The following is a 12,300-nucleotide window of genomic DNA, read 5'->3' on the forward strand; positions in this document are numbered from 1 at the left end:
TCTACCTTACCAGCTCGACTTGGTGAGGCCGGGGATCAGGCCCTTGTTGCCCAGCTCGCGCAGCATGACGCGCGACAGCCGGAACTTGCGATAATAAGCGCGCGACCGGCCCGTCAGCTCGCACCGGTTGCGGATGCGGGTCGGGTTCGCGTTGCGCGGGATTTCGGCCATCTTCAGACGGGCGATCAGACGCTCGGTGTCGTCCTTGCTCTCGTCGTTCGCGATCGCCTTCAGCTTCGCATATTGGCCGGCATATTTCTTCGCCAGCTTCTTGCGACGCTCGTTCTTGTTCACGGAACTCAGTTTCGCCATGACTTAAGTTCTCTCTTCTTCCTTTTTCTCGTCACCCCGGCGAAGGCCGGGGTCTCGTCGGGTGAAAGGCTCGGTGTCCTTCCGTCCCGAGATCCCGGCCTTCGCCGGGATGACGTGTTAAGCCGCTTGCTTCTGCTCTTCCTGCGGGAACGGAAAGTTGAAGAGGCGCAGCAGCTCGCGCGCCTCGTCGTCCGTCCTCGCGGTGGTGGTGACGATGACATCCATGCCCCGGACCTTCTCGATCCGGTCATAGTTGATCTCGGGGAACACGATCTGCTCCTTGAGGCCCATGGCATAGTTGCCGCGGCCGTCGAAGCTCTTCGGGTTCAGGCCGCGGAAGTCGCGCACGCGCGGCAGCGCGATCGTGATCAGCCGGTCCAAGAACTCGTACATCCGCTCGCGACGCAGCGTGACCTTGACGCCGATCGGCATGCCCTCGCGCAGCTTGAACTGCGCGATCGAGGTCTTCGCCTTGGTGATCACCGGCTTCTGGCCCGCGATCAGCTCCATCTCGGCGGCGGCCGTCTCGACCTTCTTCTTGTCCTGCGTGGCCTCGCCGACGCCCATGTTCAGGACGATCTTGTCGAGGCGCGGGACCTCCATCCGGTTCTTGTAACCGAACTTCTCGATCATCGCCGGGACGATCTTCTCGTCATATTCCTTGCGCAGGCGCGCAACATATTTGGCGTCAGCCATTGATCAACTCCCCGGACCGGGCCGCGACCCGGACCTTCTTTCCATCGCGCACTTCGAAGCGCACCCGCGTCGGCTTGCCCGTCTTGGGATCCTCGACCGCGACCTTCGACACGTGCAGCGGCGCCTCGCTCCGCTCGATCCGGCCCTGCGGGTTCGCCTGGGTCGGCTTCTTGTGACGCGCGGCCACGTTGATGCCGCTGACGATCACCTTGCTCTCCTTGGGGAGAACCTTGGTGACCTCGCCGTGACGGCCCTTGTCCTTGCCGGACAGGACGACGACCTTGTCGCCCTTCTTGATCTTCGCGGCAGACATTTACAGCACCTCCGGCGCGAGGCTGATGATCTTCATGTGCTTCTTCGCGCGCAGCTCGCGGACGACCGGCCCGAAGATACGGGTGCCGATCGGCTCCTGGTTGTTGTTGACGAGGACGGCCGCGTTCGAATCGAAGCGGATGGTCGACCCGTCGGGACGGTGGATGTCCTTGGCGGTCCGCACGATCACGGCCTTGTGGACGTCGCCCTTCTTCACGCGGCCGCGCGGCGCGGCTTCCTTGACGGAGACGACGATGATGTCGCCAACGCCGGCGAAGCGCCGCTTCGAACCGCCCAGCACCTTGATGCACTGGACGCGCTTGGCACCGCTGTTGTCGGCGACCTCAAGGTTGGACTGCATCTGGATCATCGATCCAATTCCTTCTCTTCACTTCAACCGGAACCAGTCCGGCGATCAGCTTCTGAACCGTCATTCCAGCGAAAGCTGGAATCTCTCTTCTTCCTGTCCCCACCTCCGTTGAAGGAAGTGAGATCCCAGCTTTCGCTGGGATGACGAGTTACGCCTCGGCGGTCTCGGCTTGCGCCTCTGCCTCTGCGTCAGCCTTCTTCGCCTTGCCCTTCGGCGCCGCCTGGGTGGGCGTCGCATGGGTGTCGACGCGGTCGAGCACTTTCCAGGTCTTCAGCTTCGAGATCGGCGCCGTTTCCTCGATGCGGACGGTCTCGCCGGTCTTGAACTCGTTCGCCTCGTCATGGGCGTGATACTTCTTCGACCGCTTGATGATCTTGCCGTAGAGCGGGTGCTTCACCCGCCGCTCGACCAGGACCACCACGGTCTTGTCGGTCTTGTCGGACACCACGGTGCCGGTCATGACGCGCTTGGGCATCGATTAACTCCTTAAGCCTTCGCGGCGGCGCGCGAACGCTCGCCCTGAAGCGTCTTGATCCGGGCGATGGTGCGGCGCACCTCCTTCACCCGCGACGGCTTCTCGATCTGGTTGGTCGCCGCCTGGAAGCGCAGGTTGAACTGCTCGCGCTTCAGCTCGCCCAGCTGGTCCACCAGCTGGTCGTCGGTCTGGTTCTTGAGCTCTTCGGTCTTGGCCATCTTAGGCGTCCTCAAGCAGGGATTCGCCAAGGCGGGCGACCACCTTGGTCTTGATCGGCAGCTTTTCGGCTGCACGCTCGAAAGCGGTCTTGGCGATATGGCCCGGCACGCCGTCCAGCTCGAACAGGACGCGGCCCGGCTTCACGCGGGCGACCCAATATTCCGGCGAACCCTTGCCCGAGCCCATGCGGACTTCGGCCGGCTTCGACGAGACGGGGACGTCCGGGAAGATGCGGATCCACAAACGCCCCTGGCGCTTGATGTGACGCGTGATCGCGCGGCGGGCCGCCTCGATCTGGCGCGCGGTGATCCGGTCCGGCTCCATGGCCTTGAGGCCGAAGGCGCCGAAGTTCAGGCTCGTGCCGCCCTTGGCGTCGCCGTGGATCCGGCCCTTGAACGCCTTGCGGAACTTGGTGCGTTTGGGTTGCAGCATTGTCTCTTATCCCAACGAGGCGTTAGCGGCGGTCGTCGCGGGCCGGGCGGACGCCGGAGGTCTGGGCCTCCATCATCAGCCGGTCCTGCGACAGCGGGTCGTGGCCCAGGATCTCGCCCTTGAAGATCCACACCTTGACGCCGCAGACACCGTAAGCGGTGTGGGCGGTCGCCTCGGCATAATCGACATTGGCGCGCAGCGTGTGCAGCGGCACCCGGCCCTCGCGATACCATTCGGTGCGGGCGATCTCGGCGCCGCCGAGACGGCCCGCGCAGGTGATCCGGATGCCCTCGGCGCCGAGCCGCAGCGCCGACTGGACGGCGCGCTTCATCGCCCGGCGGAACGCGATGCGGCGCTCCAGCTGATCGGCGACGCCCTGCGCGACGAGCTTGGAGTCGATCTCCGGCTTGCGGATCTCGACGATGTTCAGGCTGACGTCCGAGCCGGTCATCGTGCCCAGCGTCTTGCGGAGCTTTTCGATGTCCGCGCCCTTCTTGCCGATGATCACGCCCGGGCGCGCGGCATAGATGGAGACGCGGCACAGCTTCGCCGGACGCTCGATCACCACCTTGGAGATCGCCGCCTGCGGCAGCGCCTTCAGGATGTACTTGCGGATCTTCAGGTCCTCGAGGAGGAGCCGGCCGTAATCGTCGCCCTCGGCGAACCAGCGGCTGTCCCAGGTGCGGTTGATCTGCAGCCTGAGACCGATCGGGGAGGATTTCTGACCCATTATGCTTCTTCCTGCTCGCGCACGACGACGCGGATGCGGCTGAACGGCTTGACGATCCGCGTCGAGCGGCCGCGCGCGCGGGTCGCGAAGCGCTTCATCGACAGGCTCTTGCCGACGCTCGCTTCGGCGACGACGAGGCTGTCGACGTCGAGATTGTGGTTGTTCTCGGCATTGGCGATCGCCGACGCGAGGACCTTGCGGACATCGCGCGCCATCGCCTTCGGCGAGAAGGCGAGGATGTTGAGGGCCTCGCCGGCCTTCTTGCCGCGGATCAGGCCCGCGACGAGATTGAGCTTCTGCGCCGATCCGCGGATCTGCGTGCCGACCGACAGCGCCTCGTTCTCGGCGACACGGCGGGGTGCTTTGGGCTTACCCATGGCTTACCTCTTGCCCTTCTTGTCGGCGGCGTGGCCGGGGAAGTAGCGGGTCGGCGCGAACTCGCCGAGCTTCATCCCCACCATGTCCTCGTTGACCGAGACCGGCACGAACTTGCGGCCGTTGTAGACGTTGAACGTCAGCCCGACGAATTGCGGCAGGATGGTGGAGCGGCGCGACCAGGTCTTGATCGGGGCGCGGCCACCAGCGTCCTGCGCGGCTTCGGCCTTCCTCAGAAGGCTGAGCTCGACGAACGGACCTTTCCAGACGGAGCGGGCCATCTCTTACCTCTTCTTCTTCGCGTGACGCGAACGGATGATCATCTTGTCCGTCGCCTTGTTCTTGCGGGTGCGCGCACCCTTGGTCGGCTTGCCCCACGGGGTGACCGGATGACGGCCGCCCGAGGTGCGGCCTTCGCCGCCGCCGTGCGGGTGATCGACCGGGTTCTTGGCGACGCCGCGGGTCAGCGGGCGCTTGCCCATCCAGCGGCTGCGGCCGGCCTTGGCGAAATTCTGGTTCTGGTTGTCGGGGTTCGAGACCGCGCCGACCGTCGCCATGCAATTCGCGTGGATGTAGCGCTGCTCACCCGAGTTCAGGCGGACCATCACCATGCCCTTGTCGCGGCCGACGACCTGGACATAGGTGCCGGCGGCGCGGGCGAGCTGGCCGCCCTTGCCCTGCTTCATCTCCACATTGTGGACGATCGTGCCGACCGGCATCTGGCCCAGCTCCATCGCATTGCCCGGCTTCACGTCGGTCTTCTTGCCGGCGACGACGGTGTCGCCCTCGGCGAGACGCTGCGGCGCCAGGATGTAGGCGAGCTCGCCGTCCGCATATTTCACCAGCGCGATGAACGCGGTGCGGTTCGGATCATATTCGAGCCGCTCGACGGTGGCCGGCTGATCCCACTTGCGACGCTTGAAGTCGATCGTGCGATACTTCTGCTTGTGGCCGCCGGCGATGCCGCGCGAGGTCACATGGCCCTTGTTGTTACGGCCACCGGTCTTGCGCTTGCCTTCGGTCAGCGCCTTGACGGGCTTGCCCTTCCAGAGCGCCGACTTGTCGACCAGGATCAGGCCGCGCTGCGACGACGTGGTCGGGTTATAGGATTTGAGTGCCATCGCTGCTGCCTCAGATGCCGGTGGTGACGTCGATCGAGTCGCCGTCCTTCAGGGTCACGATCGCCTTCTTGACGTCCGAGCGGGTGTAGGGCTTGCCCTTCCACTTCTTGGTCTTGCCCTTGGTCACGATCGTGTTGACGCCGGTCACGCTGACGCTGAACAGCGCCTCGACCGCCGCCTTGATCTGCGGCTTGGACGCGCCGCCGGCGACCTTGAAGACGACCGCATTATGCTCGCTGAGCATGGTCGACTTCTCGGTGATGTGGGGGGCGAGGACGACATCGTAATGCGAGATGTCGACCTTGGGCGCCGCGCTCTGCTTCGCCTTAGCCATGGAACCGGGCCTCCAGCTTCTCGACCGCGGCGCGGGTCAGCACCAGAGTCTCGTGATTGAGAATGTCGTAGACGTTCGCCCCGACCGCCGGCAGCAGGTTGACCTCGTGCAGGTTCGCCGACGCGTGGGCGAAACCGACGTTCAGCGCGTCGCCGTCGATGAACAGGGCGGTCTTGCCGAAACCGAGCTTGCCGAGCTGCGCCTTGAGCTTGGCGGTCTTCGCCTCGTCGAGATCGAGACTGTCGAGCACGACGAGATTGCCGCCCTTCGCCTTGGCGGAGAGGGCCATCTTGAGGCCGAGCGCGCGAACCTTCTTGTTCAGCGACGGATTGAAGTCGCGGACTCGCGGGCCGTGCGCCTTGCCGCCGCCGATGAAGATCGGGGCGCGGCGATCGCCGTGACGGGCGGTGCCGCCGCCCTTCTGCCGGCCGAACTTCTTGCCGGTGCGGGCGACGTCGGCGCGCTCGCGGGCGCCGCGCGCGGTGCCTCGGCGCTTCTCGAGCTGCCAGGTGACGACGCGGTGCAGGATGTCGGCGCGCGGCTCGAGACCGAACACCGCATCGTTGAGCTCCAGATCGGAACCCTTGCCCTTGCCGTCGAGGCTTTGAACCTTGACCTTCATGATTAGCCTTCCTTGCTCTCGTCGGCGGCCGGAGCGTCGCCCTGGGGCTTCGCTTCGTCAGCAGCGGGAGTCTCTTCAGCGGCAGCGGCCGCCTCGACAGCGCCGGCTTCCTGCTCGGCGGCGATCGCGGCGACTTCCTCGTCGCTCGGGAGCGCCGGGATCTCGTGGACCGCGGCCTCGTCGACCAGACCGGCCATCGGCGTCTCTTCCAGATCCGCCTTCTTCAGCAGCTCCTTGAGGCCGGCCGGATAGGGTGCCTCGTCGGGGCGCGCGACCTTGACCGAGTCCTTGACGATCAGCCAGCCGCCCTTGTGACCGGGCACCGAGCCCTTCACGAAGATGAGGCCGCGCGGAATGTCGGTCAGCACGACTTCCAGATTCTGCTGGGTGCGGTTCTTCGCGCCCATATGGCCGGCCATCTTCTTGTTCTTGAAGACGCGGCCCGGATCCTGACGCTGGCCGGTCGAACCGAGCGAGCGGTGCGAGACCGAGACGCCGTGGGTGGCGCGCAGGCCGCCGAAGCCCCAACGCTTCATGCCGCCGGCAAAGCCCTTGCCCTGGGTCACACCCTGGATGTCGACCATCTGGCCGGGAATGAAATGGTTGGCCGAGATTTCCGAGCCGACGTCGAGGAGCGCATCCTCGGCGACACGGAATTCGACGACCTTCGCCTTGGGCTCCACCTCGGCCTTGCCGAAATGGCCGCGCTCCGGCTTGCTCAGATTCTTCGCCTTGGCCGAACCCGCGCCGAGCTGGACGGCATTGTAGCCGTCACGGCTTTCCTCGCGGCGGGCGACGACTTGCAGATTGTCCAGCGACAGGACGGTGACCGGCACGTGCCGGCCATCTTCCTGGAACAGGCGGGTCATCCCGACTTTCTTCGCGATCACGCCAGTGCGCATGATCCTCACTCCTCATACAGAGGCCCCCGACGAAATGCCGGGGGCGTGTGGCCCTTGAAACGATGCGTGCCCCGCCTGGGCCAGTTCCCGCAGGTAAGCGGGAGAGCGGGGGACGCAGACCCGGGGCAAGCCCCGGCGGTATCCCGTATCTCGATGGAGCGACGCCCCATCTCCGTCATTCCAGCGAAAGCTGGAATCCCACTTCTTCCTGCGTCGGAAGAAGGAACTGAGATCCCAGCTTTCGCTGGGATGACGCTTTACGCCAGCGCGTTACGCCAGCTTGATTTCCACATCAACACCCGCGGCGAGGTCGAGCTTCATCAGCGCGTCGACCGTCTGCGGCGTCGGCTGCACGATGTCGAGCAGCCTTTTGTACGTGCGAACCTCGAACTGCTCGCGCGACTTTTTGTCGACGTGCGGCGAACGGTTCACGGTGAACTTCTCGATGCGCGTCGGCAGCGGAATGGGGCCGCGAATAAGAGCACCCGTACGACGGGCGGTGTCTGCAATGTCGCCTGTGGCCTGATCGAGCACACGATGATCGAACGCCTTCAGGCGAATGCGGATATTCTGCGTTTCCATGTCCATCTACCGATGCGAAAGAGCCGCCCCGAAGGGCACAAAACAAACCAACACGTCACCCCGGCGAAGGCCGGGGTCTCGGGCCGGAAAAGCGCCTAAGCCCTTCACCCGACGAGGTCCCGGCCTTCGCCGGGATGACGACTAAAAAGCGAGCCGCCCGAATCGCTGAGGACCCGAGCGGCTCGCCCCTATATTACTTCGTGATCGTGCCGACAACCCCCGCGCCGACGGTCCGGCCGCCTTCGCGGATCGCGAAGCGCAGGCCCTGGTCCATGGCGATCGGAGCGATCAGCTTCACGCCGAGCGTGACGTTGTCGCCGGGCATGACCATCTCGGTGCCTTCCGGCAGGACCACTTCGCCCGTCACGTCGGTCGTGCGGAAGTAGAACTGCGGACGGTAGTTGGCGAAGAACGGCGTGTGACGGCCGCCCTCGTCCTTCGACAGGACATAGACCTCGGCGTTGAAGTCGGTGTGCGGCTTGATCGAGCCCGGCTTGCACAGGACCTGACCGCGCTCGACGTCCTCACGGCCGACGCCGCGGAGCAGCGCGCCGATATTGTCGCCCGCCTGACCCTGGTCGAGCAGCTTGCGGAACATCTCGACGCCGGTGACCGTGGTCTTCTGGGTGTCGCGGATGCCGACGATCTCGACTTCCTCGCCGACCTTCACGACGCCGGTCTCGACGCGGCCGGTGACGACCGTGCCGCGGCCGGAGATCGAGAACACGTCCTCGATCGGCATCAGGAACGGCTTGTCCAGCGGACGTTCCGGCTGCGGGATCCACTCGTCGACGGCGGCCATCAGCTTCAGGATGGCGTCATGGCCGATCTCGCGGTTCGAATCCTCGAGCGCTGCGAGCGCCGAGCCGGCGATGATCGGAATGTTGTCGCCGTCGAAGTCGCGCTTGGACAGCTCCTCGCGGATCTCGAGCTCGACCAGCTCGAGCAGCTCGGGATCGTCGACCTGATCGACCTTGTTGAGGAAGACCACCATGGTCGGCACGCCGACCTGCTTGGCGAGCAGGATGTGCTCCTTGGTCTGCGGCATCGGGCCGTCGGCGGCCGACACGACCAGGATCGCGCCGTCCATCTGGGCGGCGCCGGTGATCATGTTCTTCACATAGTCGGCGTGGCCCGGGCAATCGACATGGGCGTAGTGGCGCGCGCCGGTCTCGTATTCGACGTGCGCCGTCGAGATGGTGATGCCGCGCTCGCGCTCTTCCGGCGCCTTGTCGATATTGTCGTAGCTCGTGAACGTCGCGCCGCCGGACTCGGCGAGAACCTTCGTGATCGCCGCGGTGAGCGACGTCTTGCCATGGTCGACGTGACCGATGGTGCCGATGTTGCAGTGCGGCTTCGTCCGCTCGAACTTAGCTTTCGCCATTTTGCCTAACCCTCGTTCTTTCTGTTCACATTAAAGGAAGCGCGCTCAGGCGAGCTTCGATTTCACCTCTTCCGCGACGCTCGCCGGGACTTCGTCATAGTGCGAGAACTGCATCGTGTACTGAGCGCGTCCCTGCGTGAAGGAGCGAAGCTCATTAACGTAGCCGAACATATTCGCAAGCGGCACGATCGCCTCGACGACCTGCGCATTGCCGCGGCTGTCCGTCCCCTGGATCTGGCCGCGGCGGCTGTTCAGGTCGCCGATCACGTCGCCCAGATAATCCTCCGGGGTCACGATCTCAACCTTCATGATCGGCTCGAGCAGCTTGATGCCGGCCTTCTGGGCCGCTTCGCGCATCGCGCCGCGCGCGCAGATCTCGAACGCCAGCGCCGACGAGTCGACGTCGTGATACTTGCCGTCGACCAGCTCGACCGAGAAATCGATGATCGGGAAACCGATCAGCGATCCGGTCTCGGCCGTCTCGCGCATGCCCTTCTCGACCGACGGAATATATTCCTTCGGGACGTTGCCGCCCTTCACCGAGTCGACGAAGACGAAGCCGGAGCCGCGCTCGCCCGGGGTCAGCTTGACCTTCACCTCGGCGAACTGGCCGGAGCCGCCCGACTGCTTCTTGTGGGTGTAGGTGAGCTCGACCGGCTTGGCGAGATACTCGCGATACGCCACCTGCGGCGCGCCGACATTGGCCTCGACCTTGAACTCGCGCTTCATGCGGTCGACCAGGATCTCGAGGTGGAGCTCGCCCATCCCCTTGATGATGGTCTGGCCGCTCTCGACGTCGGTCGACACGCGGAACGACGGGTCCTCGCGCGACAGACGATTGAGCGCGATGCCCATCTTCTCCTGGTCGGCCTTGGTCTTCGGCTCGACGCTCAATTCGATCACCGGCTCGGGGAATTCCATCCGCTCGAGGATGATCGGCGCGTTGGGCGCGCAGAGCGTGTCCCCGGTGGTGGTGTCCTTGAGGCCCGCCAGCGCGACGATGTCGCCGGCATAGGCCACCTGGATGTCTTCCCGGTCGTTGGCATGCATCAGCAGCATGCGGCCGACCTTTTCCTTCTTGTCCTTGACCGAGTTGGTGACCTGCGACGCGGTCTCCAGCTTGCCCGAATAGATGCGGGCGAAGGTCAGGGTGCCGACGAACGGGTCGTTCATGATCTTGAACGCGAGCGCGGCGAACGGCGCATTGTCGTCCGCCGGCCGCGAATCCTCGGTCTCGCCATCGAGGCTGACGCCCTTGATCGCCGGCACGTCGAGCGGGCTCGGCAGATAGTCGACGACGGCGTCGAGCAGCGGCTGCACGCCCTTGTTCTTGAACGCAGAGCCGCACAGCACCGGCACGAACGCGAAGCTCAGCGTGCCCTTGCGGATCAGCTTCTTCAGGGTGGCGGTGTCGGGCTCGGTGCCCTCCAGATACGCCTCCATGACATCGTCGTCCTGCTCGACGGCCATCTCGATGAGCTCGTTGCGTGCCGCCGCGGCGGCGTCGGCGAGGTCGGCCGGGATGTCCTGATATTCGAACTTCGCGCCGAGCGACTCCTCGAGCCAGATGATCGCGCGGTTCTCGACCAGGTCGACGAGGCCCTTGAACTGGTTCTCGAGGCCGATCGGCAGATAGAGGACGGCCGGGCGGGCGCCCAGGCGATCCTTGATCATCTGCACGCACATGTCGAAGTTCGCGCCGGTGCGGTCGAGCTTGTTGACGAAGCACATCCGCGGCACCTTGTACTTGTCGGCCTGGCGCCACACCGTCTCGGACTGCGGCTCGACGCCGGCGACGCCGTCGAAGCAGGCGACCGCGCCGTCGAGCACGCGCAAGCTGCGCTCGACCTCGATGGTGAAGTCGACGTGGCCGGGCGTGTCGATGATGTTGACGCGGTGGTCGTTCCAGAAGCAGGTCGTCGCGGCCGACGTGATCGTGATGCCGCGCTCCTGCTCCTGCTCCATCCAGTCCATCGTCGCGGTGCCCTCATGGACCTCGCCGATCTTGTAGGACTTGCCGGTGTAATAGAGGATGCGCTCGGTCGTCGTCGTCTTGCCGGCGTCGATGTGCGCCATGATGCCGATGTTGCGATACTTCTCGAGCGGATGGCTGCGGGCCATGATCGTGGGTTCCTTGGCGATGTGGGGAGCCGGACGGTCCGGCTCCCCACAATATAGGTGTCGGTGTTACCAGCGGTAGTGGCTGAAGGCGCGGTTCGCCTCGGCCATGCGGTGCGTGTCCTCGCGCTTCTTCACCGCGTTGCCGCGGTTGGTCGACGCGTCGAGCAGCTCGCCCGACAGGCGGCCGGCCATGGTCTTCTCGCTGCGCGCGCGCGCAGCGGAGATCAGCCAGCGGATGGCGAGCGCCTGGGCGCGCTCGGTGCGCACCTCGACCGGCACCTGGTAGGTCGCACCGCCGACGCGGCGGCTGCGCACCTCGATGCCCGGCTTCACATTGTTCAGCGCATCGTGGAACACGCCGAGCGGGTCCTTCTTGGCGCGGGTCTCGATGGTCTCGAGCGCGCCGTAGACGATGCCTTCGGCGGTGGACTTCTTGCCGTCGAGCATGATGTTGTTCATGAACTTCGACAGGACGATGTCCCCGAACTTCGGATCGGGGAGGATTTCGCGCTTCTCTGGGCGACGACGACGTGACATTTCGGTTTTCCTTTGTTCTTCAGCCGGGTCCGGAACGCGTCCGGGGCTTACTTCGCCATCTTATTTGGGACGCTTGGCGCCATATTTGGAACGCGACTGGCGCCGGTCCTTGACGCCCTGCGTATCGAGCACGCCGCGCAGCACGTGGTAGCGCACGCCCGGAAGGTCGCGCACACGGCCGCCGCGGATCAGCACGACGCTGTGCTCCTGGAGGTTGTGGCCCTCGCCCGGAATGTAGCTGATGACCTCGCGCTGGTTGGTGAGGCGCACCTTGGCGACCTTGCGCAGCGCCGAGTTCGGCTTCTTCGGGGTGGTGGTATAGACTCGGGTGCAGACGCCGCGCTTCTGCGGATTCTGCTCCATCGCAGGGACCTTGGACTTGGCCTTCTGCGGTTCGCGACCCTTGCGGATCAGCTGGTTGATCGTCGGCATTGGAACCCTTCACCTAAGTTACTCTACTGCAACACAAAATGCGCAAGAAGCCCGGCGGCCTTGTCCGGCCCCCCAGGCCCTTGCTCCATATTGCAGCAGCGTTCAGCTCTAAAAGCGCCCGCCTGGGACAGCGTCCGGATCAGACTCCACCACCAGCCCGCGAGCGGGGCGGCCTATAGCGGCGACCCCGATGTGGGTCAACAGGGGCGGCTCATGCCGGTTCGGCGAATGTCGCGTCCGGATTGAGCCAGAGCGGCTCGAAGCTGTTGCCGTCCGGGTCCGCGAAGGTGCGCTGGTACATGAAGCCCATGTCGTTGACCGGGCGCAGATCGGCCTTGCCGCCA

19 protein-coding genes are annotated in these 12,300 nt (G+C 65.1%); all 19 read right to left on the bottom strand.

Going from position 1 to position 12,300, the window contains the following annotated elements:
* Positions 1–6: 6 nt before the first annotated feature.
* The 19 genes from rpsN to rpsL all read right to left on the bottom strand — a co-directional run bounded on the left by rpsN (position 7) and on the right by rpsL (position 11,956).
* Positions 7–312, bottom strand: a complete 306-nt coding sequence (gene rpsN / locus RCO27_RS07825) for a 30S ribosomal protein S14 (RefSeq protein WP_309002108.1) — start codon at positions 310–312, stop codon at positions 7–9.
* 117 nt (positions 313–429) lie between these two features.
* A complete protein-coding gene (gene rplE / locus RCO27_RS07830; RefSeq protein ID WP_309002109.1) occupies positions 430–1,008 on the bottom strand; it encodes a 50S ribosomal protein L5 in 579 nt (192 codons plus the stop codon).
* The gene (rplX, locus tag RCO27_RS07835; RefSeq protein WP_309002110.1) at positions 1,001–1,321 is read right to left on the bottom strand and encodes a 50S ribosomal protein L24; all 321 of its coding nucleotides are present in this window, start codon (positions 1,319–1,321) and stop codon (positions 1,001–1,003) included. The genes rplE and rplX overlap by 8 nt, the downstream gene beginning before the upstream one ends.
* Complete coding sequence (gene rplN, locus RCO27_RS07840; RefSeq protein ID WP_309002111.1) at positions 1,322–1,690, bottom strand: 50S ribosomal protein L14; 369 nt, start codon at positions 1,688–1,690, stop codon at positions 1,322–1,324.
* A 148-nt stretch (positions 1,691–1,838) separates the two neighbouring features.
* Positions 1,839–2,165, bottom strand: coding sequence for a 30S ribosomal protein S17 (rpsQ, locus tag RCO27_RS07845; RefSeq protein WP_309002112.1), 327 nt, complete (start codon positions 2,163–2,165; stop codon positions 1,839–1,841).
* 11 nt (positions 2,166–2,176) lie between these two features.
* Entirely contained in the window at positions 2,177–2,383 is a 207-nt protein-coding gene (gene rpmC, locus RCO27_RS07850) for a 50S ribosomal protein L29 (RefSeq protein ID WP_309002113.1), read from the bottom strand.
* A 1-nt stretch (position 2,384) separates the two neighbouring features.
* A complete protein-coding gene (gene rplP, locus RCO27_RS07855) occupies positions 2,385–2,816 on the bottom strand; it encodes a 50S ribosomal protein L16 (protein WP_309002114.1) in 432 nt (143 codons plus the stop codon).
* A gap of 22 nt (positions 2,817–2,838) precedes the next feature.
* Positions 2,839–3,546, bottom strand: a complete 708-nt coding sequence (gene rpsC, locus RCO27_RS07860; protein WP_309002115.1) for a 30S ribosomal protein S3 — start codon at positions 3,544–3,546, stop codon at positions 2,839–2,841.
* Complete coding sequence (gene rplV / locus RCO27_RS07865) at positions 3,546–3,923, bottom strand: 50S ribosomal protein L22 (protein WP_309002116.1); 378 nt, start codon at positions 3,921–3,923, stop codon at positions 3,546–3,548. Before rplV ends, rpsC begins: the two co-directional genes overlap by 1 nt.
* A 3-nt stretch (positions 3,924–3,926) precedes the next feature.
* Complete coding sequence (gene rpsS / locus RCO27_RS07870) at positions 3,927–4,202, bottom strand: 30S ribosomal protein S19 (RefSeq protein ID WP_309002117.1); 276 nt, start codon at positions 4,200–4,202, stop codon at positions 3,927–3,929.
* Positions 4,203–4,205: 3 nt separating this feature from the next.
* The gene (rplB, locus tag RCO27_RS07875; RefSeq protein ID WP_309002118.1) at positions 4,206–5,042 is read right to left on the bottom strand and encodes a 50S ribosomal protein L2; all 837 of its coding nucleotides are present in this window, start codon (positions 5,040–5,042) and stop codon (positions 4,206–4,208) included.
* A gap of 10 nt (positions 5,043–5,052) precedes the next feature.
* A complete protein-coding gene (locus tag RCO27_RS07880; protein ID WP_309002119.1) occupies positions 5,053–5,376 on the bottom strand; it encodes a 50S ribosomal protein L23 in 324 nt (107 codons plus the stop codon).
* Positions 5,369–5,998: a 50S ribosomal protein L4 gene (gene rplD / locus RCO27_RS07885; RefSeq protein WP_309002120.1), complete on the bottom strand. Its 630-nt coding sequence runs from the start codon at positions 5,996–5,998 to the stop codon at positions 5,369–5,371. The genes RCO27_RS07880 and rplD overlap by 8 nt, the downstream gene beginning before the upstream one ends.
* A gap of 2 nt (positions 5,999–6,000) precedes the next feature.
* On the bottom strand, positions 6,001–6,900 hold the full coding sequence (gene rplC / locus RCO27_RS07890) for a 50S ribosomal protein L3 (RefSeq protein ID WP_309002121.1): 900 nt from the start codon (positions 6,898–6,900) through the stop codon (positions 6,001–6,003).
* 270 nt (positions 6,901–7,170) lie between these two features.
* The gene (gene rpsJ / locus RCO27_RS07895; RefSeq protein ID WP_028969184.1) at positions 7,171–7,482 is read right to left on the bottom strand and encodes a 30S ribosomal protein S10; all 312 of its coding nucleotides are present in this window, start codon (positions 7,480–7,482) and stop codon (positions 7,171–7,173) included.
* Positions 7,483–7,675: 193 nt separating this feature from the next.
* Positions 7,676–8,866: an elongation factor Tu gene (tuf, locus tag RCO27_RS07900; protein WP_309002122.1), complete on the bottom strand. Its 1,191-nt coding sequence runs from the start codon at positions 8,864–8,866 to the stop codon at positions 7,676–7,678.
* A 45-nt stretch (positions 8,867–8,911) separates the two neighbouring features.
* Positions 8,912–10,987, bottom strand: coding sequence for an elongation factor G (fusA, locus tag RCO27_RS07905; protein ID WP_309002123.1), 2,076 nt, complete (start codon positions 10,985–10,987; stop codon positions 8,912–8,914).
* A 66-nt stretch (positions 10,988–11,053) separates the two neighbouring features.
* A complete protein-coding gene (rpsG, locus tag RCO27_RS07910; RefSeq protein WP_309002124.1) occupies positions 11,054–11,524 on the bottom strand; it encodes a 30S ribosomal protein S7 in 471 nt (156 codons plus the stop codon).
* Positions 11,525–11,584: 60 nt separating this feature from the next.
* Positions 11,585–11,956 carry a 30S ribosomal protein S12 gene (gene rpsL / locus RCO27_RS07915; protein ID WP_028969180.1) on the bottom strand — a complete coding sequence of 124 codons (372 nt, stop codon included), beginning with the start codon at positions 11,954–11,956 and terminating at the stop codon, positions 11,585–11,587.
* Positions 11,957–12,300 lie beyond the last annotated feature (344 nt).

Origin of the sequence: Sphingosinicella sp. LHD-64, from assembly GCF_031157375.1 — a bacterium.
Classification (GTDB): Bacteria; Pseudomonadota; Alphaproteobacteria; order Sphingomonadales; family Sphingomonadaceae; genus Allosphingosinicella.

Excerpts from the sequence above, each read along its gene's own strand:
- rpsN (WP_309002108.1), bottom strand. The coding sequence starts at position 312 with ATGGCGAAACTGAGTTCCGTGAACAAGAACGAGCGTCGCAAGAAGCTG.
- rplE (WP_309002109.1), bottom strand. The coding sequence starts at position 1,008 with ATGGCTGACGCCAAATATGTTGCGCGCCTGCGCAAGGAATATGACGAG.
- rplX (WP_309002110.1), bottom strand. The coding sequence starts at position 1,321 with ATGTCTGCCGCGAAGATCAAGAAGGGCGACAAGGTCGTCGTCCTGTCC.
- rplN (WP_309002111.1), bottom strand. The coding sequence starts at position 1,690 with ATGATCCAGATGCAGTCCAACCTTGAGGTCGCCGACAACAGCGGTGCC.
- rpsQ (WP_309002112.1), bottom strand. The coding sequence starts at position 2,165 with ATGCCCAAGCGCGTCATGACCGGCACCGTGGTGTCCGACAAGACCGAC.
- rpmC (WP_309002113.1), bottom strand. The coding sequence starts at position 2,383 with ATGGCCAAGACCGAAGAGCTCAAGAACCAGACCGACGACCAGCTGGTG.
- rplP (WP_309002114.1), bottom strand. The coding sequence starts at position 2,816 with ATGCTGCAACCCAAACGCACCAAGTTCCGCAAGGCGTTCAAGGGCCGG.
- rpsC (WP_309002115.1), bottom strand. The coding sequence starts at position 3,546 with ATGGGTCAGAAATCCTCCCCGATCGGTCTCAGGCTGCAGATCAACCGC.
- rplV (WP_309002116.1), bottom strand. The coding sequence starts at position 3,923 with ATGGGTAAGCCCAAAGCACCCCGCCGTGTCGCCGAGAACGAGGCGCTG.
- rpsS (WP_309002117.1), bottom strand. The coding sequence starts at position 4,202 with ATGGCCCGCTCCGTCTGGAAAGGTCCGTTCGTCGAGCTCAGCCTTCTG.
- rplB (WP_309002118.1), bottom strand. The coding sequence starts at position 5,042 with ATGGCACTCAAATCCTATAACCCGACCACGTCGTCGCAGCGCGGCCTG.
- RCO27_RS07880 (WP_309002119.1), bottom strand. The coding sequence starts at position 5,376 with ATGGCTAAGGCGAAGCAGAGCGCGGCGCCCAAGGTCGACATCTCGCAT.
- rplD (WP_309002120.1), bottom strand. The coding sequence starts at position 5,998 with ATGAAGGTCAAGGTTCAAAGCCTCGACGGCAAGGGCAAGGGTTCCGAT.
- rplC (WP_309002121.1), bottom strand. The coding sequence starts at position 6,900 with ATGCGCACTGGCGTGATCGCGAAGAAAGTCGGGATGACCCGCCTGTTC.
- rpsJ (WP_028969184.1), bottom strand. The coding sequence starts at position 7,482 with ATGGAAACGCAGAATATCCGCATTCGCCTGAAGGCGTTCGATCATCGT.
- tuf (WP_309002122.1), bottom strand. The coding sequence starts at position 8,866 with ATGGCGAAAGCTAAGTTCGAGCGGACGAAGCCGCACTGCAACATCGGC.
- fusA (WP_309002123.1), bottom strand. The coding sequence starts at position 10,987 with ATGGCCCGCAGCCATCCGCTCGAGAAGTATCGCAACATCGGCATCATG.
- rpsG (WP_309002124.1), bottom strand. The coding sequence starts at position 11,524 with ATGTCACGTCGTCGTCGCCCAGAGAAGCGCGAAATCCTCCCCGATCCG.
- rpsL (WP_028969180.1), bottom strand. The coding sequence starts at position 11,956 with ATGCCGACGATCAACCAGCTGATCCGCAAGGGTCGCGAACCGCAGAAG.